Origin of the sequence: Paenibacillus flagellatus (assembly GCF_003217775.1) — a bacterium.
GTDB classification, from domain to species: domain Bacteria; phylum Bacillota; class Bacilli; order Paenibacillales; family NBRC-103111; genus Paenibacillus_AB; species Paenibacillus_AB flagellatus.
In genome coordinates this window covers 217373-242738 of sequence record NZ_QJVJ01000002.1, presented here as the reverse complement: position 1 = coordinate 242738, position 25366 = coordinate 217373, and the positions used below count along the sequence as shown (strand labels likewise).

General features: G+C 64.0%; 16 protein-coding genes and 2 pseudogenes. 3 read left to right on the top strand and 15 right to left on the bottom strand.

Annotation, left to right across the window (positions count from 1 at the left end):
• Positions 1-23: 23 nt before the first annotated feature.
• A complete protein-coding gene (locus DLM86_RS04700) occupies positions 24-1031 on the bottom strand; it encodes a 2-oxoacid:acceptor oxidoreductase family protein (protein ID WP_110838816.1) in 1008 nt (335 codons plus the stop codon).
• A gap of 252 nt (positions 1032-1283) precedes the next feature.
• On the opposite strand from DLM86_RS04700, the gene DLM86_RS04695 reads away from it, so the two are divergent.
• Both DLM86_RS04695 and DLM86_RS04690 read left to right on the top strand, forming a co-directional pair.
• A complete protein-coding gene (locus DLM86_RS04695; RefSeq protein ID WP_110838815.1) occupies positions 1284-2162 on the top strand; it encodes an AraC family transcriptional regulator in 879 nt (292 codons plus the stop codon).
• A 156-nt stretch (positions 2163-2318) separates the two neighbouring features.
• Positions 2319-3179, top strand: coding sequence for an AraC family transcriptional regulator (locus tag DLM86_RS04690; protein WP_110838814.1), 861 nt, complete (start codon positions 2319-2321; stop codon positions 3177-3179).
• Here the strand turns inward: DLM86_RS04690 and DLM86_RS04685 are convergent.
• The 10 genes from DLM86_RS04685 to DLM86_RS04640 form a co-directional block, all read right to left on the bottom strand.
• Positions 3172-4467, bottom strand: a complete 1296-nt coding sequence (locus DLM86_RS04685; RefSeq protein ID WP_158289328.1) for an ABC transporter substrate-binding protein — start codon at positions 4465-4467, stop codon at positions 3172-3174. The genes DLM86_RS04690 and DLM86_RS04685 overlap by 8 nt on opposite strands.
• A 72-nt stretch (positions 4468-4539) precedes the next feature.
• Positions 4540-6294, bottom strand: a complete 1755-nt coding sequence (locus DLM86_RS04680) for a right-handed parallel beta-helix repeat-containing protein (RefSeq protein WP_146250153.1) — start codon at positions 6292-6294, stop codon at positions 4540-4542.
• A 233-nt stretch (positions 6295-6527) separates the two neighbouring features.
• The gene (locus DLM86_RS04675; protein WP_110838811.1) at positions 6528-7364 is read right to left on the bottom strand and encodes a sugar phosphate isomerase/epimerase family protein; all 837 of its coding nucleotides are present in this window, start codon (positions 7362-7364) and stop codon (positions 6528-6530) included.
• Positions 7365-7399: 35 nt separating this feature from the next.
• A complete protein-coding gene (locus tag DLM86_RS04670) occupies positions 7400-8476 on the bottom strand; it encodes a Gfo/Idh/MocA family protein (RefSeq protein WP_110838810.1) in 1077 nt (358 codons plus the stop codon).
• Positions 8477-9227: 751 nt separating this feature from the next.
• Entirely contained in the window at positions 9228-10709 is a 1482-nt protein-coding gene (locus tag DLM86_RS04665; RefSeq protein WP_110838809.1) for a tetratricopeptide repeat-containing glycosyltransferase family 2 protein, read from the bottom strand.
• A gap of 26 nt (positions 10710-10735) precedes the next feature.
• On the bottom strand, positions 10736-14080 hold the full coding sequence (locus DLM86_RS04660) for an Ig-like domain-containing protein (protein ID WP_110838808.1): 3345 nt from the start codon (positions 14078-14080) through the stop codon (positions 10736-10738).
• A 193-nt stretch (positions 14081-14273) separates the two neighbouring features.
• Positions 14274-15353, bottom strand: coding sequence for an aldo/keto reductase (locus DLM86_RS04655; protein ID WP_245954353.1), 1080 nt, complete (start codon positions 15351-15353; stop codon positions 14274-14276).
• A 189-nt stretch (positions 15354-15542) separates the two neighbouring features.
• Positions 15543-17102 carry a sensor domain-containing diguanylate cyclase gene (locus tag DLM86_RS04650; RefSeq protein WP_110838807.1) on the bottom strand — a complete coding sequence of 520 codons (1560 nt, stop codon included), beginning with the start codon at positions 17100-17102 and terminating at the stop codon, positions 15543-15545.
• Positions 17103-17294: 192 nt separating this feature from the next.
• Complete coding sequence (locus tag DLM86_RS04645) at positions 17295-18995, bottom strand: ribulokinase (RefSeq protein WP_110838806.1); 1701 nt, start codon at positions 18993-18995, stop codon at positions 17295-17297.
• 14 nt (positions 18996-19009) lie between these two features.
• Entirely contained in the window at positions 19010-20809 is a 1800-nt protein-coding gene (locus DLM86_RS04640; protein WP_211326489.1) for an L-fucose isomerase, read from the bottom strand.
• A 281-nt stretch (positions 20810-21090) separates the two neighbouring features.
• Here DLM86_RS04640 and DLM86_RS04635 point away from each other — a divergent pair, with 281 nt between their 5' ends.
• The gene (locus tag DLM86_RS04635; RefSeq protein WP_110838804.1) at positions 21091-22413 is read left to right on the top strand and encodes a S8 family peptidase; all 1323 of its coding nucleotides are present in this window, start codon (positions 21091-21093) and stop codon (positions 22411-22413) included.
• Between the two features lie 118 nt (positions 22414-22531).
• Here the strand turns inward: DLM86_RS04635 and DLM86_RS04630 are convergent, their stop codons facing one another.
• The 4 genes and pseudogenes from DLM86_RS04630 to DLM86_RS32305 all read right to left on the bottom strand — a co-directional run.
• On the bottom strand, positions 22532-23416 hold the full coding sequence (locus DLM86_RS04630; RefSeq protein WP_110838803.1) for a phytanoyl-CoA dioxygenase family protein: 885 nt from the start codon (positions 23414-23416) through the stop codon (positions 22532-22534).
• A 119-nt stretch (positions 23417-23535) separates the two neighbouring features.
• Positions 23536-24051, bottom strand: a complete 516-nt coding sequence (locus tag DLM86_RS32965) for a helix-turn-helix domain-containing protein (RefSeq protein WP_110838802.1) — start codon at positions 24049-24051, stop codon at positions 23536-23538.
• Positions 24024-24458 (bottom strand): annotated as a pseudogene (locus DLM86_RS33165) (cupin domain-containing protein); the annotation flags it as partial. The gene DLM86_RS32965 and the pseudogene DLM86_RS33165, both read right to left, overlap by 28 nt.
• A gap of 253 nt (positions 24459-24711) precedes the next feature.
• Positions 24712-25320 (bottom strand): annotated as a pseudogene (locus DLM86_RS32305) (cyclodeaminase/cyclohydrolase family protein); the annotation flags it as partial.
• Between the last annotated feature and the right edge of the window lie 46 nt (positions 25321-25366).

The following is a 25366-nucleotide window of genomic DNA, read 5'->3' as shown; positions in this document are numbered from 1 at the left end:
ACCCTTTCGTAGTCGGTTGGGGTTTACACGATAGCCCGGTCGAACCGGTGCGGAACGCGATGATTCTCGGCGTAGCCGTCTTCCTCGCGCGCTTTGGACAGCGCTTCCGTCGGGCAGGCGACGACGCATTTCAAGCAGCCTTTGCAGTATTGGTAGTCGATCCCTTGGAGAAACATTTGCGGCCGGCCCTTCTTGTCCGGCAATTCGTCCCATACGAAGCAGAAATCGGGACATACGTTGTCGCAGGCGGCGCAGTGGATGCATTTCTCGTCGTCAAAGTGGGGCATCATGCCCGCGCGGGAGATGCTCAAATCTTTCAGGATGCTGTTGCCCGGGTTCGTGATCGTCCCGCCGATCGGCTGCGTCTCGTAGCCGAGCACCGGCGTGTCGTACCGGACGAACGCCGGCATCGTCTCTCCCTCGGGCAGGGCGAACGTCTGGAAGCGGACTTCGTTGTAACCCCTTTCAAACGTGCGGAGAGCGGGCTGCACCGCTTGCGGATATTTCTTCTCGAGCGACTTGCGGATGACGCCTTTCATAAATTCCGCGTCCAAAAAGTCGCACAGCCGAAACAGCGCGCCGAGCATCGCCATGTTCACCCGGTTGTTCTCCTCGAGCGCGATCCCGATCGCGTCGACGACGGCGATCGTGCCGCCCTTCAGCTTCAGGTTGTCCTTCAGCTGCTCCGGCGTTCTCGCCGAGTTGACGAGCACGAGGCTGTCCTCGTAAATGCCGCTGATGACGTTGACCGTCTTCGCCAGCGATTCGTGAAAAATGCCTACCACATGCGGCCGTTCGACGGGAGACGTATCGCGGATGAACGTGTCCATATCGCAAAAGCGGATGTGGGCCTTCACCGGGGAGCCTTTCTTCTCCGAGCCGTACGAGGAAAAGCTGACCCCGTTCAGGCCGACCCCCATGACGCCCGCTTCCGCCAGCATTTTACCGGCCAGGTTGGCGCCGAGACCGCCGATCGATTCGAGGCGGATCTCGAAAAACCCGAGATCGTTCGTTTTCGGCAAAGAAACCATGCAACGTTTCTCCTTTCGGGATGAAGTGTGCGTCGGCTGCCTAGTCTAAAATATGTCTCTCTTTTTTCATTGTAACAGCAATTTCGACGTCAGCAATCCTTTTTTTCGGAATTTTCGCGCAAACGGGCGAAACCGATTTATAATGGTTTCAGGCGAAACCGGGACGGCTTGTCTGTCACCCAATATATGAGAAGGCGCCGCAAATGATGCATCTCGGCTTTCGCGCACGTTCGCCGAGAAAGGGGTTTCCTCGTGGCTTACTTGCCGATGTATATCGAGAACTATCCGAACATGGACACCGCTTTTCCGCTCCACTTCTCCGTCAACCGGCTGGACAGCGGCTTTCCGGCGCACCGTCACGATTACTTGGAGCTGTCGTACGTCATCGAGGGCGAAGGGACGGAGACGATCAACGGGGCGACGCATCCGATGAAGCCCGGGACGCTCACGTTCGTGCAGCCGTTTCAAATTCACGAGCTGCGCACGGCGCCCGGCTCGATTCTGCTCCTGTATAACGTCCGGTTTTCCACGGGACTGTTCGCGGAGCTGGAAAGCAAAACCGACCTGCGCCGGCTGCTTGTCGAAGCCGATCCCTCCGCCCGGCCGTATCACCAATTCGAGGGCGAGCGCGCGGCGGCGATGCGGCGGTCGTTCGATGCGCTGTACGCCGAATACGGGGGTGCCGAAAGCTGGAGAAAGCTGAAAATGACGATTATGCTGATCGACATCCTGATCGAGTTCGACCGTTGCCGCCAGCGGGCGGCGGCGAGCGCGACGACCCCGCCGGAGCCCGGAGCCGGCGGAAGCGGTCTCTATCTGGACGTCATCCGGTACATCCAGCTCCGCTTCAAGGACGAGCTGACGCTGAACGCCGTCGCCGACCATTTCGGCATCAGCCCGGCCTACTTGAGCGCGCTGTTCAAGAAGAAGGCGGGCCGCACGTTCCTTCAGCACGTGCACGACGTCCGGCTCCGCCACGCGTGCGGGCTGCTGACGTCGACCGGCATGAAAATCGCCGACATCGCCCAGGAGTCGGGCTACGGGTCGTACAACTCGTTCTCGCGCATGTTCCGCGAACGGAAAGGCACGACCCCGAACGACTACCGCAAACGGTCGTCGGGCGGCGGATGACGTTCCCGCCGCATGACGGGGGCGGCCGCCGCCTTGACGACGGCCGAAAGCGGACCGCCCGACCCGCAGGTCGAACGGTCCGCTTCCGCCGGCATGTTGCCCGAATTCCATAATCTGTTATAATGCAAGCGTATACATTGCGATAGGGGGGATCGGATGCGCAAATCGACCGCGGGGGAACTGTTTCAAGAGAGCCAGCTGATGAACGTCGTGCTGCACCAGTCTACGGACGGCCATTTCGCGATTCTTCATTTCCACCAAGGCATGGAATTTCTTTATGTCCACGAAGGAACCGGCATCGCCACGATCGACCGGAAACCGCATCCGATCGAGCCGGGCACGCTGCTGTACTTCCAGCCGTTCCAGCTCCATAAAGTCGAAATGTCGGGAAGCCCCGAATCCCGGTATGTCCGATCGGTTTTTTTCGTCAATCCGGTCATTGCGGAATCGCTTCTGCAGCCGTTTCCCGAGCTGTACGCGTTTTTGCAGCGCCTGCTGCGCGGCCGGCTTTCCGACCAGGCGTTCCGCGTCGGCAAGGACGGGGAAATCGGCCGGCTGATCGCGCAATTCCGGGAAGACGTCATCCGTCTCCCCAAGAGCCATGTGCAGGAGGAAAGCATGCTCTTCTTCCTCCAGCTGCTGAGCCGGCTGCGCAAGTCGTCCGGGCAGGCCGAATCCTCCGTCGAGACGCCCCGTTCGCCGCATCACGTCGAGAAAATGCTGGAATGGCTGGAGCTGCATTTTCAGGAGCCGTTCTCGCTGCAGCGGCTGTCGGACTTCGTATACTTGTCTCCCTATCACGCGTCGAGACTGTTCAAGAAGCATACCGGGCTGTCGATCACCGATTATTTGAACGTCCGCAGGGTAAAGGAAGCCTCCAAGCTGATCGCCACCACCCAAACGCCGGTGAAGGTGATCGCGGGGCTCGTCGGCTTCCAGAGCGACGCTTACTTCTGCAAGCAGTTCAAGCACATTACCGGCGTATCGCCGTCCCATTACCGCAGACGCCTTACTTGACTCCGTCCGCGTCGATGATCTTCTGGAAGCTCTCTTGGAACGTGCGCAGCGCCGTGTTGATGTCGACCCCGTCCTTGCTGACCGATTCGGTCGCTTTCGCGATTTCGGCGCGAAACTTCAGGTTGTACTTCTGCATGTAGGCGTTCGCCCGCGTCGTCGGGTAATTCGGGTTTTTCAACGCCTCCAGCCGTTTGGACTGCACGTTCGGATGGTTCCACCAGTCGTAATTGGGAATCGACTTCATGACGTCCGGCGACAGGATCGTGTCGAGCACCGCCAGCGCCAGCTCCTTGTGCTTGCTCGTCGCTCCGACCGCCCACATGCCGCCGTTCGGACCGACGACCGTGTGGGGCGCCATGCCCGGGAAGACCGGATACGTCGCGATGTCCCATTGGAAGGAAGCGCCGAATTTGTCCGGCGAGCGGAACAGGTCTCCGGCGTCGCCGGCGTACATGGCCACATTTTGCGTTTTGTAGAAGTGGGTGAGATCCCCGCCCTTCGGCAAAAACCCGCCCTGCTCGACGGATATCCGCTTATTGACGCGCATCAGCTCGCTCCATTTCGGATCGGACGTGTTCACCTTGCCGTCGGCGCCGACGAATTCGATTCCCAGCTGAGCCGCCAGGAAGTGCGGGGCGGCATGGGCGACCAAGCCTTTGTACTCCGTTCCTCCGTCCGTCCGGACGAACTGGCGGGCCAGATCGACCGCCTCGTCCCACGTCATGTTGTCCTTCGGGTACGGCACGGCGAACTTGTCGAAGATGTCCTTGTTGTAGACGAGCGCGAACGTGTTGTACGGACTCGTCTCCTCCAGATTGTCCGGCAGACCGAACAGCTCGCCGTTGCGGCCGTAGCTTCGAATCCCCTCAAGCTTCTTCCGTTCGAACTTGTTCAGATCGATGTCGAGCAGCTTCGCAAGAGGACCCAAGTCGTACTTCAGCCCCCGCTCCTCGAGATCGGCCAGCGCGGAGACGATCCCGTTGATCAGATCCGGCGCGTCGCCGGCCGCAATCGCCTTGTCCAGGTCCGCGTACTTGATGTACTGGAACGTGACGTTCGGAAATTTTTGCTTGATGACCGGATTTTGCGTCAGCTGCTTGAAGGTGTCCTGTGACGAGAAGAAGGCGACCTTCAGCGTAACCGGCGTCCCGGTGTCGGCGGCGACCTTCGACTTCGCGTCGGAAGACGTCGTCCCCGGGTCCGCCGACCCTCCGCCGTTCGAGCATCCGGCCGACAGCGCCAGCGCCGCCGCCGTCAGAACGGGCAAAACAATCGTACGCCATTTCATGAATGAACCCCCTATTCTTCTTCTATACATCCGGTGGAAGTTTGCGGGCTTCCCGCCGTCGCGCCGTACGAATTACGTGACGACGATGCCGTCGGCGTAACCGCGGTTGCCGAACGCGATGAGCCTCTCGCACGCCGTTTGCGTAACGGCCGCCGTCGCGTTTCCGTCCAAACCGTTCCCGTACAGGAGACAATCGTCGGAATTGTGCATGAGCAGCCCGGTCGTTTGCGTTTTGTTCGCCCGGTCGTCGGTCAGCACGTTGCCGCTGATCGTCGCAAAGCTGTTGTTGACCAAGTAAAGGCCCGAGCCGACGTTGTTTTTGACGATATTCCCGTGAATCAAGCTGTCGAACCGGATGTCCAGGCCGCCTTCCAGCTTGATGCCGTGCGAGCCGCATCCGGCGACGTAATTGCCCGAGATTTGGATATCCTTCGCCTTCCAGATGCTGATGCCTCGGTCCGAGCAAGCTCCGGGCGCGATCACGTTCCCTTCGACGATCGAGCCATGGGCTTCGACGAGATAGATGCCGTGCGTGAACGAGGCGCCGGACTCGGCCTGCGCCAGCTGGTTGCCTTTTACGATCGCGCCCGACGCTTCCTTGTCGATGCGTATGCCTTGGGCGGAGCCGCCCCTCACCGTATTCCCTTCGACGATGACCGCTTTGCCGCGGTGGATGTTGATCCCGCAGATGACCGGGTTCCAGCCCGGGCCGGTCGGCGACGTTTTGTACGGCGGCGATTCGACGATGTTGTCGGCGATGACGTTGCGGTCCCCGTAGTTCATGAAGCCCCACCACGTTTGCCCCTTTACCGTATTGCCGACGGCGGTTACGCCTGACGTTTCGATATGGATGCCCCGCCGGAACGGGCCGACGACCACGTTTCCTTGGATCGTGCCGTGTCCGTCGTCCGCGTGGCCGTGGCCGCTCCCCCAGCCCTCATGGATAAGCGATTCGAAATTGATGCCGATCCGCGGATCCTCGCCGGGCTTGCAGGTGATATAATTGCCGACGACGGTCGCGTCCGAGCCGAAGATGCAGATCGCATCCCCCAGATCTTCCCGGCCCGCCCCGAGCTGGTTCGTGATCTGGTTGTTCACGATGCGCGTTCCGCGGTACTCGATCGCGGCGGTTCCGGAATTGACCAGAATGCCGATCAGCATCCGGTCGATCCGGCACTGTGCAATCGTGGCGCGGTGCGCCCGAATCTCGATCGCTCCCGATCGCGTCCCCCTACCGTGATCGCCGTCGATCCGCTTCAGCTCGTTCGGATTGTGGAAGATTAGTCCGTCCACTGTGACATCGTCCGCCATGATGCGCATCGCATAGGTGTTGTCCGCTCCGAGGCGCAGCTTCCCTCCGCCCGTGATTCGCATGCCGGTCACCGTGATGTCCAGCGCCTGCACGCACAATACGTCGACGTCGGGCGGGAAATAAAGCGTTACGCCCTCGGGCGCGCCCGCCACCGCCGCTTGGATCAAATCCCGGTCCCCCGGCGTGTTGCCGTCGCCTACGATGCCGAGGCTTTTGACGTTGATCCAGGATAGCGAATTCGCCAAGTTCCCGTTGCCGTGCCCGTGGCCGTTTCCATTCCCATTGCCGTTTCCGTTTCCGTTGCCCTTGCCGTATACGGCTTCGATCACCGACTGCCCGCCGCTAGCCGCATGAACCCATCCTCCGGAGAGTAAAGCCGCACCGGCCGCTCCCGCAGCCGCCAACAAGTTGCGCCGGCTGATCGGCATCCTCGGAACATTCGCCGTTGCCGCCGGCTTCTCCGGCGCTTTGAGCCGCTCATCCGCCTCGAGAAGCTCGTTCGGTTTCGTTCCCATCGTCACTGTCCCCCCGTTCCTTATTCGAGAAAGCGCTATCTCTAAAGCAACTATAACAAAGCGGCGTATAACGATGTTGCGTGATCGTATAACGCTGTTGCTCCCCGAACCTTCCCTTTCGCACCGGGGAACGAAACGCCAAAAGGGCCGCGACGAACGCGGCCCTTGCAGCGGAAAGTATGAAGAAACAATCGGGGCGTTACCCGACGGTTACAGGGATGGAGTCCCGACCGTCACAGGCCGGCGGAAGCCCACAGCCGGTCGTACTGCCGCGCCGTCCGCCGGACGAGCTCCTCCGCCGGCTCTTGCGGCGGCTGCTGCGTCAGCACTTCCTGCGCGAGCGCGCCCTTGTAGCCGATCTTCGCGAGCGACCGCAGGAAGCCGGTCAAGTCGATGACGCCTTCGCCGGTAATGAGCCGGCCGTTGTCGAGCGCCTCCTCGACCGGCACGTCCGGGGCGTCGTTCAGATGGACGTGGACGATCTGCTCGGGGCGCAGCCGCTCCAGATCGGCCGTGCCGAGTCCGGTCGTATACCAATGATACGAATCGAGCAGCAGCCCGACGTTCGGTTCGCCGATCGCCTCGATCATGTCGAGCGTGTCGGCCATCGTCCAGATGAACGGGTTGCTCCAGCGCGTCCGCAAATGGTGCGGACCGACGAACTCCAACCCGAGCCGGATGCCGTAGGCGCCGAGCAGCTTCGCGCACAGCCGGAGCCGGCGGACCGCCGCCGCCATGAACGCCGCCGCGGGCTCGTCGGTCGACGGCAGGATGTACGTGCAGAACGCCGTGCAGCCGAGCGACCGGGCGGCCGCCGCCCATTCGGCCAGCGTCGGCAAGCCTTGGCGAAACTCGTCGTCCGTCGTCCGCCACTGCACCGGCAAGCCGACCGAGCCGAGCGCAAGCCCGTGCGAGCGGAGCAGCTCCGCCGCCCCGTCGACGCCGCGCCCTTCCGTCAGCGATCCGATGTCGGCATCGATCGATTGAAATCCGTACTTCGCCGCCAAGGCGACGAACGCTTCCGTTCCTCCGACGTCGCCCAACCCGGCTTTCGTCAATCCTCGAATCATCGTTTCCGTCTCCCCTTTCGTTCCTTTGCGCCCGATCAGCGCAGCCCGTCCCAGTTCAGCTTCACTTCGCCGCCCGTCCGCGACGACTCGTAGATGGCGTCGATGATCAGGTTGTTCGTCAGTCCGGTCATCGCCGACGTAAGCGGCTGGGTGCCGTTCTCGACGCAGTCGAGGAAATGGCGGCTCATCCGGATGCGCGCGCCCTCGTCCTTGTCCGGCGCCTTCAGCTCCACTTCCATCGCCCGGTCGAACGCTTCGGTCAAAAACTTCCCTTCCGACTGCCGGATCGCCGCGCCGCCCTCGGAGCCGAGCAGATGGACGAACGGCTTGCTGTCCGTATCCATGTGGACCGCCCAGCTGACTTCCAGCGTAAGCGTGCTGCCGTCCTCCATCCGGATGAACGCGGTGCCGAAATCTTCGACGTCGTACGTGCCGTCCCAATTCGGCGTCCCCCAGGTGCCGATCCCTTTGCGCTTCGGCCCGAATTCGGCGTAGACGGCGCCCGATACGGCGACCGGCTTCGGGTCGCCCATCAGGTGCAGCGCCAAATCGAGCATATGGACGCCGATGTCGATCAGCGGACCGCCGCCCGACATGTCCATCCGCGTAAACCACGTCCCCCAGCCGGGGATGCCTTTGCGGCGGAACCAGCCCGTCTTCGCCGAATAAATCCGGCCGAGCGAGCCGTTGTCGATTTGCGCTTTCACCTGGAGCGGCAGCGATTCCCACCGCATCTGGTGCGACACCATCAGCACGTTGCCGGTCGCCTGCTGCGCCCGGACGATCCGCTTCGCGTGCTCCGCGTTAAGGCCCATCGGCTTTTCCAGCAGCACGTGCTTGCCGGCTTCCAGCGCGGCGACGGCGAAGTCCGCATGGAACTTGTTCGGCACGCCGATGACGACGGCGTCGATGTCGCTGCGGGCGAGCAGCGCCTCCGCGCTTTCCTCCACCGCCGGGATGCCGAATTGCTTGGCGCGCGCTTCCGCCAGCGGCTTCGATACGTCCGTAATGGCGGCGATGTCGCACCGGTCCGCCAGCTTGCCGAATTCGGCCGCGTGCACCGCGCCGATATTGCCCGCTCCGATAATGCCGAGTCTCGTTTTCCGACTCATGGTTGGTTAGCCCCTCTCGTGGCGATAGTTTCACATTCAACATCATATCGCATCGGCGTGCGGGAAATCGTTTCATTTTTTAAGATGAATGTCCCACATTTATAGGTGGGGGCGGTCTATCGCTCGCGATCGAAATGGCGAGCGGGCGTCTTGCCGTGGAGAGGCGAGTGTGCGGGGCGAGTGTGCGGCTTCCCGTGGAGGGGCGGGCGTATTAGCCGGAAATCTTACCGCTAATTCGGACGACGATGCGTGTCCCGAGCCTTTAGCCGGAAATCCTCCTTCTAAATCGGTGCTTTTGCGGGAAATAGACAGGTTTCTCGAAAAATAGAGGGAGGAATTCCCGCAAATAACCGGGATTCTCCGAAACGGCTCAAATTAAAGCGAAGTTTTCCATCTAATTTATCTTATTGTCTAATGAGCACCGAGAATTAGCGGCAGTCTTTTCGAATGCTGCAAAAAACGCGAAAAAAGCCGCCTCTCGAATCGATCGAGGGACGGCTCCTCTTTGCTCGGAACGTGCGGGGGCGGCTTCTCCTGCCGGGGGCGAGCTGGAAGCGGCTCCCTCCTGTCAGGGGCGAGCCGGAATCGGCTTCCCCTTGCCAAGGACAAGCCGGAAGCGGCTCCCTCTCGCCAGGGACGAGCCGAAAGCGGCTTCCTCTCGCAAGAGGCGTGCCGGAAGCGGCTCCTCTTGCCAAAGGCTGGCGCGTGGCCTCCCGCGCGCGCCGGCCGGTCGCGCCGGCCGCGCGTACGCCTACGGTGCCTCGCCCGCACCATGTCGGCGCGACGCTCTCCATGCGTCAAGCTTCGCGAGCTGCTCCTTCGTCCGCGCGAGCGGCTTGCGAATGTGCGCCACGTCCGGGTTTAGCTCGGCAAGCCGTTCGTACATATACGCGGCGTCCGCGAATTTGCCGACGGAACGGGCGATGTCGGCGAGCGACAGATCGGCCTTCCACCGGGCGATCTCCGCATCGGGCGACACGACGCCCCGGTACGAGGCCATCGCCTCCTTCGACTCGCGCAGCAGCGCTTCCGCTTCCCGCTGCAGCCGGTGCGCCTGCCTCAGCTTGATCGCGGCCATCCAAAACTTGGCGTCCGGGAACGTATCGTCGACCGCCAACGCCTTGGCCGCGGCCCGCTCGGCTTCGTCCAGCTCGTTGCGGGAGGCGTGCAGCTTCGCCCGCATCGTATGGACGTCCGGCAGCCGGCCGAAGCGCGGCTCGCCCGCCGCCTTTTCCTCCGCCTGACGCAGCGCATGAAGCGCCTGCTCCTCGCGTCCGTCCGCCCACGATTCGCGCGCATAGAACAGCCACCAGCCCGGATCGTCCGGCTGCTCGGCCACCATTCGCTCCAGCAGCCGCAAGTTGCGCTTGATCTTGTCCTTGCGCTTGACGACATCCGGCTCATAGCCGTCGTGGAGCAGCCGGATGCGTACCGGCTTCCGGTAGCTGTGCCCGTCGTAAAGCCCGCCTTCCGGGCCGACCTGCTCGTGGACGCGCCCGTGGTAGCGGAGCCCGAAACGGAGCGGGAACATCCGCGTCTGGGCGAATTCGTGCTGCGTCGCCCCGGCGATCGAGTTGATTTGCCAGACGTGCAGGATCGGCGGAATTTCCAGCTCGTCGTACAAGCCCGCCACTTCCCGCACCGCCGGCCGGTCGTCCGGATGGAGCGCTTCGTCGGCGTCCACCCACAGCACCCAATCCGTCTTCATATGCGCCAATCCGGCATTGCGCAGCGCCGCGAAATCGTCCTGCCACTCGGCAGGCACGATCGTCACGTCCGGGTAGGAAGCCGCGATCTCCGCGGTCCTGTCCTTCGAGCCGCAATCGACCAGCACGACGGCGTCCGCGGCTCCCTGTACGCTCGCCAGGCAGCGGGCGATCGTTCGTTCCTCGTCCCGCGCGATGATGCCGATCGTCACCGTCGGCCGGCGGCATTCGAGCAGCCGCTCGACGTCGGGCCGGGCGGGACCGTCGGGCGCGCGCTTGAGCAGGCCGTCGACCCGGGCGACCCAGGTCGCCTGCGGGTCGAGCAGCCACGCCCGGTCGAACGCGCGCTTCGCGGCGCGGCCGAACCCTTGGTGCAGCAGCGCTTCGCCCAGCAGCACCCACGGCTGCGGCACGAGCGGGCTGCGTCCGATTTCGTCCATGGCGGCCCGCTCCGCCTCCCGGAACCGTCTTTCCTGCAGCGGCTCGATGATGGACGAATATCGCCGTTCGGCTGTCGGATTATGCATCGTTGAAATTCTCCCGAATATCGATATTAGACCAGCAGCGGCGAATATTTGACATAGTAGCGGGTCGCTTCCGAGCCGTCGTTGTAGTGTCCGATAATAAGAAGATCCGTCATGCCGGTCAAAACGCCGCCCAGCTGCAGCGACAGCGTCTCGTAGTAAAACCACGGTATGGACACTTCCAGCCCGTTCCCGCTCAGGTTGACGACCTCGTAGTCCGTCTCGCGATCCTTGAACGGATTCGGCACCGTAAGGGGCCCGATCAACGCTTCCAGCAAGCTTTGCTCCGTGCGGATCTTCAGCGTATGGGAGACCGATTGCCCCGTCGTCGGATCGTGGCCGCTGATCGCGATTTCGACCGGCGTACCGGAATTCGTCGCGGACAGCGCGTCGATCCGCAAGTTCGTTCCGTCCATGACCGCGGTCGCTTTATCCGGGTCCGACGACGTAACCGTAAACGTCGTCGAGGCGGTAATCGCCGCGTTGTTGAACCGCTTGTACAGATCGACGATATCGAGCCGGCTGTCGACCGCGATCGCCCGGTCCTCCAGCTGGACGACGTTCCGGTTGTACGGAACCGTATAGACGGTCGACGGTCCGCCCTCCGTCTCGTTCGGAATGGTGATCGTAAACGTCGCCGCCCCGGTTCCTTCGACGCTGAGAGAAAGCTGGCCGGCCGTCGGCGAATAAAAGCCCGCCTCCGGCGGAGACGTCAAGACCGTGGCGCTGTAGTACTGCTCGCCGTCGTCGGAAGGCTCGGGGACGAGGATTTGCGACATGCCCGCGGACGGTGCGGCGACCGTGACGAGGAACCGGTCGACGATCCCCGCCCGGCTCGCTTCGTCCGTGCCGACGATCGTAATTTCCGCCGTCCCGGTGCCGCCGACTGCGGTCAGAATCAAATCTTTTCCTTCGCCGTCCATAGCGGCGGTGACGAGCTCGGGGTCGCTCGAGCCGACGGTAAATCGGGTCGAGCCGGTCAATTCGTCCCAGCCGTTGGCGAATGTGTAACGGGCGTGCAGGTCGTTCAGCCGCAGCTCCGCGCCCGGCACGATTGTTTTGGCGGACGGCTGGTGCTCCGGCATCCAGCTTTGGAGCCTGACGTTCGCCGCACCGGCGCTCGCGCCGTAACGGTCCGTGACCGTTGCCGACAAGTAGTCGTGCGCCGTCGGCGAAGCTCCGGCATCCCGGACCTGCACTTTGCGGTTGTCCGCCGAAGACAGACTCAACCAAGGCATTTCTCCGACAACGGAGTTCGTCGTAATCGAGACGGAATAGCTCAACGCATCGTCGGGGTCTTCATCCGTAAACCATTTCGACAAATCGAACGTATAAGGAAGCGCGTCCGGCGTAAACCCGTATTTCTCGACCAAATGCGATACGGGCGCGTGATTGGCGACCGGCCGGAACGTAAACGTCGAAAACGCCTCCGCCCCTTCCTCGTCGTACGCTCGGATCTTGACGACGATCGTCTCGGTCATCGGCTCCGCCGGAGGCGACTCCGCGTCTTTGCGCAAGTAAACGGTCGAACCGTCGAGCACGACTTCGTAATTCTCCGGAATCGTCGAGCCTTCCGAGACGATTTCGAAGGCCAACCCCGTTTCGTCGGCATCGCTGAAATAGTCGGTCAGGTCGATGTCCAGCAGCCCCGCCCCCTCGGCGGTGTCGGCGAACAGCAGCTCGTGCTCGGGCCCGGCCGCCACGACCGGGTAGTTCGGCACGATCCGGTACGTCGCCTGCGCATGGTTCCCGATGCCGTCGGCGGCATCCACGACGATCGAGGCCGGACCCGCCGGTCCGTTCAAGGTCAAGACGCTCCCGTCGACGACGGCGCTCAGCGATTCGGGTATCGAGGACGACGGGACGTCGAGCCGATACGCGATCGGATCGGCCTCCGGATCGGTGAACCCGAAATCGGCCGCGATGTCCAGCGTTTTGTTCGCAAACGTCTCGCCCGGAATATACGTGACCGTTTTCGGATTCGCTTTCGTCGCGTACGGTGCACGGTTCGCCGAGTAGCGGTATGTCGCGGTCGCCGTGCCGCCCTTCCCGTCGCTCGCGGTGACGGCGAAAGCCGCGTCGGCGTCAATCGAACCCGCGAACCACAGCTCCCCGTCCTCGACGGTCGCGGTCAATCCTCCCTGCGATGCAGGCGATACGCCGAATGTAAGGACGTCGCCGTCCGGATCGGAGAAGTTGCCCCGCAGCTCGATCGGCGCGGGCGTCCCGCCGAACGGAACGGCTTTATCGTACACGGCTTGCGCGACCGACGGACTGCGGTTCGCCGGTTCGGTTCCCGGACGCGTCTTCAATTCGAGCGCAAGCTCGGCATAATCGCCATGCGGGTCCGAAGCGCGGACGAGAAACGCCGTATCCGCGCCCAATACGCCGGCGAAATGCGCGGCGGAGCCGAGTATGGCCGCGCTGACGCCGCCCGCCTCGGCCGGACTGATGGCATAAGCGAGCGGATCGCCGTCCGCGTCGCGGAACAGCGGGCCGAGCTCCAGACGGAACGCCGGCTGCTCGGGCGTGAGCGGCGCGTACACGCTGTAGGTGACGCCGGTTACCGTCGTGACCGGGGCCGAGTTCGGCTTCACCGTCAAGATCGCCGCCGTCGAGGCGCCCCGCGCGTCCTCCGCCACGATGCCGAAGCTCGCCTCGTCCGTCGCCAGGCCGGAGAACACGACGCTCCCGCCGACGATCGAGGCGGTCAGCCCTCCCGCAGCGGCCGGCGCGACGTAATAAGCAAGCGTCTCCCCGTCCGGATCGGCGAAGCCGAATACGGACAGCGGGACGTCGTTCACCGTGCCTCCCCGCTTTACCGCCATCTCGAACACGGCGCTTGTCGCCGTCGGCGTACGGTTATTCGCAGCCGCAAGCGGCTTGATGACATGCAGCGCGTCCGACACCCGGCTCCGCTCCGTGAGCGCCTCCGGGTAATCGCGCATGAACCGGACGACGTCCCCGACGTCCGTCCGGCCGTCGTCGCCGGCGCCGATGACGCGTACCGTGAACGTATCGTTGACCGAGCCGGCCATCTCGTCGTTTTGCGCCGTCACCGTGAACGTCGCCATGCCCGGGCCGTCCAGATGAAGCCGCAGCATGGAGCCGCTCCGGGCCGTCGAGACGACCCCCGCCGACGTCGCCGGGCCGATGACGTGAAACGACGTGTACGGCTCGCCGAACGCTTTTTTCAAATCGATCAATACGGTCTCTCCCGGCGTCCCCGTTATGTCGCCGATCGGATCGGCTCCCGGAGCCGCCGGCGCCGCCAAGGCGGGCGCGATCGGCGCCACGCTGATCGAGGCGGCCAGCAGCGCCGCCGCCCGCGGCTTGCCGGCCGTCCCGGAAAGTTTTCCCCATATTCGTCCCATAGTTCCACCTCTACCGTTCTACTTGCCAGTTTCTAGTATCAGTGTACCATAGACGTAAGCCTCCGGTAATAGGAACGCGACTTCTTTTGTCGGACGCAGGGGCGAGTTTTGTCACGAATTTTGTCATGTAGGCGCAACGATCCCGGACGTTTACAACCGCACTCCGGGTCTCGCGCTACCGTACGCCTATCGGCTACCGGCTATCGCCTTCCGACTGACCGGCTGGGGCATCGGCCAGGGCGTCCCGCACGCGGTCCCGCTGCACCGCATCAAGCTCGATGCGGCCCGCCGCCGCGTTCGCTTCCAGCTGCCGGACCGATGTCGACGAAGGAATGACCGGCCCCATGCCCGGCAGCGTCAGCATGTAGGCCATCGCCAGCTGGGCGAGCTCCATATCCCACTCGCGGGCCAGCGCCGCCAGACGGCGCAGCTTGCCGGCCGTCGCGTCGTCGATCCGCCATTCGCCCTCGTCGTACAGCCGGTCTCCGGGTCCGACCCGCTCCGCATCCAAGTAGCGGCCGGTCAGCAGCCCCCGGGCGAGCGGACTCCAGGCGACGAACGACAAGCCGTTCTCCGCCGCATAGGCAAGCGCCCCCGCTTTGTCCGGCGCTTCGCCGTTCAGCAGGTCGAACTGGTTCTGAACCGCCGCCGCCGCGCACCGGACGGACATCGCAGCCGCCTTCTCCCGATATAGCCGCAGCTGATCCGGCGTAAAGTTGGACACGGCGAAGTAGCGGACTTTGCCGGCACGCACGACATCCTCCACCGCAGCCAAGCTTTCCTCGACGGGCGTTTCCGGATCGAAGGCGTGGAAATACAGCACGTCGATCCGGTCCGTCTGCAGCCGCTCCAGGCTCGCATCGATCGAATCCAAAATGTTGGCGCGCGACAAGCCGCTATGGTTCGGAGTCGTCCCGTCCATGCCGCCGAACAGCTTCGTGGCCAGCACGATGTCTCTCCGGTGGGCCGCGTTCGCCTTCAGCCAGCGGCCGATGACGCGCTCCGAGTTGCCGGAGCCGAAATTGTACCGGTTCGCCGTATCCCAGAACGTGACGCCGAGCTCGAGCGCCCGGTCGAAAATCGCGAACGCTTCCGCCTCCCCGACCCGCGAGCCGTCGCCGGTTTCCGGCAGCCCGATTTTCCACGTCCCGAGCCCGACGTTCGATACGCGCAGCCCGGTCGAGCCGAGCCTCCGGTAGGGTATCCCGTTGAAGCGTTCGGCCCGGAAGGGCACGTTGTACAGCGCCGGATTCGGCGTAAGCGCATCCATCATCGTCCATCTCCTTTTTCTCGATCGCGATAACTTGTATCTTACTTGTATGCATCAACCTCGATCATACCATAAATCGGCGGGACGCACACCGCTTCGGATCGCACAAAAAAAAGAACGGACCGGGTCCGTTCCTTCGCCGGGCGCCGTTCGCCCCGTCCGTTCCATTCCATTCCGTTCCATGCCGTTCATTCAATTCGATTCGATCCGATTGCGGCCCGAATGCTTGGCGCGATAAAGCGCTTCATCGGCCTGCCGGAACAGCTCGTCCGCTTCCGCCGCCGTGCCCGGATACGAGGCGATCCCGATCGACAGCGTAATCGGATGGCCGACCGGGCTGTTCGTTTTCTCCATATACGATCGGATCGCCTCCGCATACGCCGACGCCCGCTCCGGCGAGGTATCGGGCATCAGGACGACGAATTCCTCCCCCCCGTAGCGGCAGCAGACGAAATCGGCGCTCATCTCGGATTTCAGCGACATCGCCATGAACCGGATCACCTCGTCCCCCGCCTCATGCCCGTGCGTATCGTTGATCCGCTTGAAATGATCCAAGTCCAGCACGAGCAGGCAAAACGGCACCCCGTCGTCCACCCACGCCCGGATGCAATGGTCCATGACGCGCCGGTTGAACAGTCCGGTAAGCGGATCCGTATGCGCCTCGAGCGACAAATGGTCGAAATCGGCCCTCGCCCGCTTGATCGCGGTCGACAGCGCCCGGTGCAGCTGGTTCGCCTCGTAATTCCACGTATGGATGCGCGGGATCGGCTCGCGCTTGTCGCTCATGTTGGACAACCGGGACGCGTACCGGGCCAGCTTGACGAGCGGATCCGATACTTTGCCGATCATCTGGTAGATGAGGACGATGAACAGGATGACGACCGGCAGCGTATAGAGCGGCACGCGCAGGATCAGCTTCCTGGAGTCGGAAAGCACGGTTTCCGTCGGCGTCTGGGAGATGATGCCCCAGCCGGCGGCGCCTACGATGGAGTAGCCTGCCAGCATGTCGACGCCGCGCGAATTGACGACGCGCCGCTGGCCCGACTTCCCGATCATCAGATCGATGACGGCCGGATTTTGCGCCACGTTTTCGCCGAGACGGCTTTTGTCGGGATGGTACAGCAAATTGCCGGACGAGCTGACGACGAATAGATAGGAGCCGTTCGACTCGTTCCGTGTCGTCGTCAGCAGCTTGCCGAACAAGTTTTGTTCCTCGAGGTAGATCGCCCCGCCCAAGTAGCCCCGGTAAATGCCCTGTTCGTCGTACAAAGGGTGGCTGATCATCACGATCAGGCGGTTCTGCATGCTCGCATAAGGCTCCGTGACGAGCGGACGCTTCTCGCGGAGCGCCTGCTCCGCCCCGGCCGTTTTCATCTTTTGCCCGATCGTGCCGGGAGCAACCGGGGACGCTTGACGTAGCACCCCGTATTCGTCCACGAGGATGACGGAATTGAAATTGGGGTGTGCGGTACGAAACAGATCGATCTGCTCCGCGACATTGACGCGGTCCGCGTTGCGGCTCAAATAATCGGCCGTCGCCGCCAGACTCGTCTGAAGCGTCTCGAATATGCCGTCCACCGAATCCGCGACTTTTTCCGCGTTCATTTTATTCATTTCGAGCGTGATGCGAATAAGCGAGTCTTTATCGTTCCGGTAGCCGACGAACGTGCTGGCGGCCAGCGTCATGAAGGCGGAAACGACGACGAGCGAAGTGACGAGAAAACGCAGCGGCAATCCTTTGGGTCGCGGCATACCGTATCCTTCTTTACCTATTTTCGGGTATATTTCGACACCATTCGACTAAATCCTCCCGGATTCGAATTCTTTTTTTGGAATGGAACCGAGATTGGCGCACGCAAAAAAAATCGGAGACCGCGCAGCGCGGAGCACGACAAAGAGCCCCTCCCGGGGCTCCTTGTCGCCAACTATGCCGCTGCGTCCGCTTTACCGGACTCCGTCCGTTGCTCGGGCCGTTTCCTTGCGCTTGCGCAGACGATGCATGACGCCTCCGCCGCCGCCCCGTCCGAAATAATCGTGGAGGGCGACGTAATCGCGGTACAGCTCCGCATAGACGGCGGCGCGAGCGGCGTCGGGCTCATACGTCTTGGCGACCGGGGGCGCCATTCGCGCCGCCGCTTCGGCGATCGAGCCGAAGCCGCCTCCCTCCGCGCCGGCCGCCACCGCCCCCATCATCGCCGCGCCGAGAGCGGTCGGCTCCGCGGCGGCCGGAACGGCGATCGGCTTGCCGGTAATGTCGGCGAACAGCTGCATGAGCAGCGGGCTGCGCTGCGGAATGCCGCCGCTCGCGACGATCGATGCGACCGGAATGCCGCTCTCCTCGAACGCGTCGACGATCCGCTTCGTTCCGTAGGCGGTCGCTTCGAGCAGCGCCCGGTATATCTCCTCCGGCTTCGTCTGGAGCGTATAGCCGACGATCAGGCCGCTCAAGCCTTCGTCCGCGAGCACGGACCGGTTGCCGTTCCACCAGTCGAGCGCGAGCAGCCCGTTTTCGCCCGGCGCAAGCCGCGACGCTTCCCGTTCCAGCCAAGCGAAGACGGACAGCCCTTCGCGCTCGGCCGCTTGCTGCGCGTCGGCGGGAACGCCGTGCCGGGCGAACCAGCCGAACAAGTCGCCGACGGCCGGCTGGCCGGCCTCGTAGCCGTAATAGCCCGGGACGATGCCGTCCTCGACGACGCCGCGGTTTCCTTCCACCTGGCGCTCCTCGTCCGCCACGATCAAGTGGCAAAGCGACGTTCCCATCGCGAGCACCATCGTTCCCGGACCGACGACGCCCGCACCCGGCAGCGCCGCATGCGCATCGATGATCGCCGCCGCGACGGGAGTGCCGGCCATCAGTCCGGTCAGCCGCGCCATTTCCTCCGTCAGCTCCCCCGCCTTCGTCCCGGAAGGAATCACTTCGCCGCGGAGCTTCGTCTCCGCCAGCGTCGCGAGACGCGGGTCGATCGCTTCCAGGAAATCGCGCCGCGGCCAGCCGTCCGTTTTATGCCAGGCGCCCTTGTATCCGGCAGCGCAGCTGTTCCGCTTGAACGAGCCGGTCATCGCGTAGACGACCCAATCGGCCGCCTCCGCATACCGGTCGGCCGCCTCGAAGACGGCGGGGTCCTCGCGCATCGTCTGGACGATTTTGGGCAGCATCCATTCGCTCGACATGCTCCCGCCGTACCGGTCCAAAAACGTCTCGCCGCGGGCCGCGGCCAGCTCGTTCAGCCGTGTCGCGTCCTCCTGCGCGGCATGATGCTTCCACAGCTTCACCCAGGCGTGCGGCCGATCCCGCCACGCCGCGTCGAAGCATAGCGGGACGCCCGCCGCGTCGAGCGGCAGCATCGTGCACGCCGTGAAGTCGATGCCGACGCCGACCACCTCGTCGCCGGTCGCCCCGGCCATCGCCAGCGCCTCCGGAATCGAGCGGCGCAGCACCTCGATGTAGTCGTCCGGATGCTGCAGCGCCCATTCCGCCGGCAGCTTCGCCCCGCCGCCCGGCAGCTCGCGCTCGATGACGCCGTGCGGATACCGCGTCGCATGCGTCGCCAGCACGCGGCCGTCGGCCGTATCGACGATCAGCGCGCGGCCGGACTCCGTTCCGTAGTCGATGCCGATCGCGAGCTTTCGTTTCCCCGAAACCATGGTTCAACCTCCCGTCATTTGTAAAGCGGACCGAACGCGGCGCAAGCGCGGAAATCGGCTCCTTCCGGATCGTTCGTCCCGAATGCGTTCCAGGCCGCCGGCCGGAAAATGTGCTCCTCCGGCACGTTGTGCATGCTGACCGGAATGCGCAGCATCGAGGCGAGCGTCAGCAGCCGGCCGCCGATATGCCCGTAGCTGACGGCCGCATGGTTCGATCCCCAGTTGTTCATGACCGAATAAACGTCGCGGAACGCGCCCCGGCCGGTCAGCCTCGGCACGAACCAGGTCGTCGGCCACGTCGGATTCGTGCGCCGATCGAGCGCGTCGTGCACCTCGTCGGGCAGCTCCACCGTATAGCCTTCCGCCAGCTGGAGCACCGGGCCGAGGCCGGCGACCAGGTTGATCCGGGCCATCGTCACCGGCATGCCGGCGCGCGTCGTGAAATCGGTGGAAAAGCCGCCGCCGCGGAAAAAGTCGACCGCCGGGCACCATTTCGTCGCGTCCAGGCACGCCTGCGCCTCGCTCTCCGACAGCGACCAGAACGGCTTCACCGCCGGCTCGCCGTTCGCGCCGGTGGCCGCACCGGTCCAATCGAGCGCGGCCGGACCGGAATTGATCAAGTGGATGATACCGTTTTCAGCCGGCCCAGTCAAGCGATGCCCGGTCGCTTGTTCGACCGCGTCGGGGCTCCAGAACGTGCGCACGTCGGCGAACAGCTGGGCGGCGTCGGTCAGCAGCTGCCCGAACAGCATCGTCACCCCGTTCAGCGTATCGTTTTCGGTGGAAACGGTGAACGGCTCGCGAATGCCGTTCCAGTCGAACGAGGACGTGAGAATCGCCTCCATGAAATCGCCGTTCGGAAAATAGTCCGTCCACGCCCGCTGCCCCTGGAAGCCGGCCGCGATGGCGTTGCGGCCGAGCGACTCTTCGCCGTAGCCGAGCTCGGCCAGCTTCGGGTTGCCGATCATCATGTCGCGGGCGATGAGCGTCATTTTGACGACCGTGTTCCAGTCCTCGTCCTTCTGCTCGCGGGTGCGCTTCAAGTGCGGCGGATTGACGTCCTCGCCTTCCTTGCAGTTGTCGCGTACCCACTTCAGCGCTTTCTCGTACTCTTCGCGGTCGTAAATGCCGAGCTCCATGCGGCGGACGAACTCGCTCATGTCGGCGTATTCGTTGCGCATGCCGAGATAGCGCGCGAAAAACGATTCGTCCGCGACGCAGCCCGCGATGCCCATCGAGACGCTGCCCATCGACAAATACGATTTGCCGCGCATCGTCGCGACGGCGAGCCCCGCCTTGGCGAACTGCAGCAGCTTCGCTCCCACGTCCTCCGGAATCGTCGCGTCGCCGAAATTTTGCACGTCGCGCCCGTAAATCGCGAACGCCGGCAGCCCCTTCTGGTTGTGCGCCGACGTGGCCGCCGCCAAGTAAACGGCACCCGGGCGCTCCGTCCCGTTGAAGCCCCAGATCGCCTTCGGCATATGCGGATCGGCGTCCATCGTCTCCATCGGATAGCACCACGACGGCGTAACGGAAATCGAGACGCCGACGCCTTCCTTGCGGAACTTCTCGGCGCAGCGCGCGGCCTCGGCGACCCCGCCGATCGTCGTGTCGGCGATGACGCATTCGACCGGCAAGCCGTTCGAATGCCGCAACCGCTCGCTGATGAAGCGCGCAACCGATTGAGCCATCTCCATCGTCACGCCGTCCAGCGATTCGCGGATTCCTCCTTGACGGCCGTCGACGATCGGACGGATGCCGATTTTGGGCATCTCCCCTTGAAGCCGGTTGACGGGAAGGCGGGTTTCGTTCATGGTCATGTTCATGCTCCTCCTTGAATGGAAAGGTTGATTTCGGAAATAGGGTTATCGATAACATACGACCGTGTCAGGCCCTCTTTGCCAGCAAAACGGACAATGCGGGAAGCTCCGCCCAGCGAGGCCGCTTTCCGGTAGAGTTATCGATAACATATACGCTATAGCTTCAGTTTATTGGGAAAACGGATGAAACGCAACCCTAAATTTTTCACCGCTCGCTCTACCCGGCCATACACTGAAGTACGATCATCCGAATTCGCTTGCCGGGAGGGAGCAACATGCTGAAAGCCGCTTTCAAGGATTGGATCGGCGACGGAGCGGTCATGATGGACCGTTTGCTGAGGGACGAGCTGCAATCGCTGTACCGGCCACGCCGCTGGGCGCCCCGTTGGCTGAACGGCTGGCTGCACAACCGCGCCGAGAAACGAAAACGGATTCCGGTCATCGTCGAGTTCCACGATCACGAGGACTCGTACCGTGACGGGATGCAACAGCTGAAGACGCATATGAACGGCCATAAACGATGCCGCCTGAAGCACGAATACGCCGGCATTCGCAGCTGCGCGGCGGAGCTGACCGCCGAAGCGATGAAGAGCCTGATCGCGCCGGACTGCCAAAGCCGCATCAAGAAGCTGCACTTCGACCGTCCCGTCCGCGCCCTGCTCGATTCGGCGCGCGCGGCGATCCGGGCCGACGACTTGACCCGGTTCGGCTTGACCGGCAGCGGCATCCGTATCGCCGTACTCGATACCGGCGTCTATCCGCATCCCGATCTGACGCAGCCGACCAACCGGATCGCCGCCTTCCGCGACTTCGTCCGCGGCCGGACGGTCCCTTACGACGACAACGGTCACGGCACGCATTGCGCCGGGGATGCGGCGGGCAGCGGCCGGCTGTCCGACGGCGCTTATCGCGGAACGGCGCCCGGCGCCGATATCGTCGGCGTCAAAGTGCTGGACCGCAACGGCAGCGGCGCGCTGTCGACGATCATCGCGGGCGTCGAATGGTGCGTGGCGAACAAGGCCGCCCTGAACATCCGCGTCATGTCGCTTTCGCTCGGCAGCCCGGCATACGGTCCCGCACAGGACGACCCGCTCGTCCGCGCCGTCGAGAACGCTTGGCGCGCGGGCATCGTCGTCTGCGCGGCCGCCGGCAACGAGGGGCCGGACCGGGGGACGATCTCCAGCCCCGGGACGAGTCCGCTCGTCATTACCGTCGGGGCGATGAACGACCACAATACGGCCGAGCGGACGGGCGACAGCGTCGCCCCGTTTTCGAGCCGCGGCCCGACGCCCGACGGCATCGTCAAGCCGGACCTGCTCGTCCCCGGCGTCAACATCGTCTCGCTCCGCTCGCCGGGCTCGTCGATCGATCGCGCCGAGCCCGGCGCCCGGGTCGGCAGCGCCTACTTCTCGCTGTCGGGCACGTCGATGGCGACGCCGATCTGCGCCGGTATCGCCGCGCTGCTGCTGCAGCGCAATCCGGCGCTGACGCCGGACGAGGTGAAACGGGAGCTGCTCGAAGGCGCCGAAAACTGGGGGCTGTCGCCCTACGTGCAGGGCGAAGGCTACTTGGATGCCCGGAAGGCGCTCGATATGTAGCCGCCGGAACCCCCCGTGCGCGCCAAAACCGTCAGGGAGCATCGTCCCTGACGGTTTCTCTTTTGTATGGAAAGATCCGCTTCGGTTAAGGATAAAAAAATAGTTCGCCGCGCCCCGCTTACGCCAACCCCCACCGTCGGCGCGCTTCCTCCATGCTGACGCGCTCGCCGCCGTCCGCGCCGGTATGCCCCTTCGGCTTCGCGCCGATCCACCGGTCGTCGACGGGCTCCGAGGCGAGCTGGTAGCGGGTATCGCAGCTGAGCCGGTACCGGTTCGTCTTGTTGTCCGTCGAAGCGTGCATCAAGTACATGCCGAAGAAAATCGCGTCGCCCGCGCGGAAGTCCGCCGTCGCCCAGCGGCCGCCGAACTTCTCGGCGATTTCGAGCGGGTCGCGCGAAAACCAGCCGTCCGTCCGGTCGCGGTCGACGTCCATCCGCCCGTACGTCTCCTTGACCCTCTCGAGCTTGTGCGAGCCGAGCAGTACGGCGAGCGTGCCCATTTCGACCGGCGTATCCCCGATGGGCGTCCATAGCGTGAAGACGTTTTTCGTCCCCCTGCCCATGTAGACGATATCGTAATGGGCCCCCGTAAAGCCGCCGGTGGCGACCGCCCGGAGCCATTTGTAGTCGTACGTCATCGCCGGGCCCCCGAGGAAGGCCGAAAAGAAATCGAGCACCTCCGGCGCGTTGACGACGTCGAGATAAGCGGGCGAATCGTCGTTCGTCCCGCCGAACATGACGCCTTTCCCGCCCTCCCGGATGCGGGCCTCGTCCAACGGCGCGGCCGGATCGAGCTTGCCGAGCGCATGCAGCTTATTCACGATTTCCGCTCGTGCCCGGAGCACCTTTTCCCGGTCGTGAAACCCTCGGATCAGCACGTAGCCGTCCTCCCGCATTCGTTCGCGCAGCGCCTCCGCGTCGTGCATGACGTCGTTCGAGCTGCGCAGCTCGGTCAAATACGGACCGCCCATTTCCAATTCGGTGCCGCCGATCGTCACCTTCATGCAAGCCACCCCCGTCCCAGGTATGCCGGAGCGCGAATTCCCTCCGGTTCGACCTCATTATAACCGGGACGAGGCATGCCCGTATTTGCTCCAATCGCCGAAAAAGTTAACGAAAACGGTCAAACTTCGCCGCCGCGCCCTTCGGTGCCGTCCGCCTCTCCCTTGACGTCGGATCCGCCCAAACCGTCCGTGCCGAAGCCGCCCATCCCGCCTCCCTGCCGCTTCCGCCATTCGCTCGGCGTCAAGCCGACCGTTCGCTGAAACCAGGCGCTGAACGCGTGTATGCTTTGAAAGCCCGTCTGCTCGGCGACGTACCGGACCGGCTTCGCCGACGCCCGCAGCAGCCACTGCGCCTCCGCCAACCGGCACCGCTGTGCGAATTGCTTCGGCGATACGCCGTACGTCTCGTGGAACAGCCGGCGAAACGTCGATTCCGACAAGCCGGCCATCCCGGCCAGCTGCCGGATCGAGATCTCCGCCCCGGGACGCTCCCGGATGTAGTCGGCGGCGCTGGCGATCGAGACGGCTTGGCTCGGCCGTCGGCGCTTTGGAGCAGCGTCAGGAGCAGAAGCCGAATCCAGGTCCCCGCCAGCTGGTCCCGCTCCCGGCCCGAATGCGAAACCGCTCTCAACCATTGCCGGAACAAGGCGGCGTACGCTTCCAGGTCGAGCGGCGACAGCAGAAGAAGTCGCGGCGAGCCGCCGCCCGCCAGCCGCCGGAACTCCTCCTCCGCTTCCGTCCCCGCCAGCTCGGCCTGCAGCACGGCGAACCGGATCGAGCCGTCCGTCCCGAAGCCGTGGGGGACGTTCGGCGGGATGACGAGGACGTGGCCGGGCTCGAGCGGCATAGGCGTCCGTCCGCCGCTTTGCACGTACCCGCTTCCTTCCAGCACGACCGAGCATTCGTGGCTGGAATGGGCGTGCTCCGCCATCCGCCAGCCTTCGCGATGCCCGATGATCGCCGTGCTGATCCCCGACGTCCGGATTCGTTTCCATACGCGTTCGTACCCGGAATCGGCGCCGGCGCCGTCCGTTTCCGTCATCGGTCCGGCCCCCCGGCGCATCCTTCGCGGACGAGTCGCTGCAGCGTCTCCGCGTCCGGAAACAAGGCCGAGCCGAGATGAAGGGCGGGGATGCCGGCGGCCCTCGCCCGCTCCAACGCTCCGGACTTCGAATTGTTGCCGACGACGACCGCTGCGGTCGCCTCCGGCCCGGCCGTCCTCGCAAACGTCGATCACGGCCTGCGCGTTCGAGCCGCCGTGAGTGGCGAAATTGGCGATGCGGGTTTGTCCCATCTTACCGGTTCCTCCTCCAAATCGTGTCCCTCGCCGAGCCGACGGCCCGCTCCTTCAGGGCGGCGGCTTCACGAAGCAGCCCGGCCGCGCGTTTGTCGTACGAACGTCTCTCGTCCTCGTCCGCCAGCGCCGCCAAATTGATCTCCACGGTCAAATAGGCGGATTGGGCGGACGACTCGAACAGCAGGGCGCCGATGCCGAGATCCGAGACGACGTTCGGGTTGACCGACGGGGCGATCGCCGCCGTCAGCTCCAGTGCGTCGCGGCAAACGCGCATCAGGCCGAGCGGCACCTCGATCGCCTGCCGGACGGCGTCGCGCAGCGCCTGCTTGCGGATCCGCTTCTCGTCGTCCGTGCCCTTCGGCAGCTTCAGCGCCGCCATATACCGGTCGAACGAGGCGATGTCCGCTTCCAGCATGTCCTCGCAGTCGCGCGTCCATCCCTGCAGCCGCCGGACGGCCTCCTCCATGGCCTCCTCCGCGTCGGCGAACTTTCCTCCGGTCGTGAAGTTGGCCGCCATCGAGGCCATCGCCGCCCCGAGCGCGCCGACGAGCGCCGCGACGCTTCCGCCGCCCGGCGTAGGCACGGCCGCTCCGGCTTCCCGCAAAAACGTCCGAATCGTTCGGTCGAACATAGGCGTCTCCGGCTGCATCGGC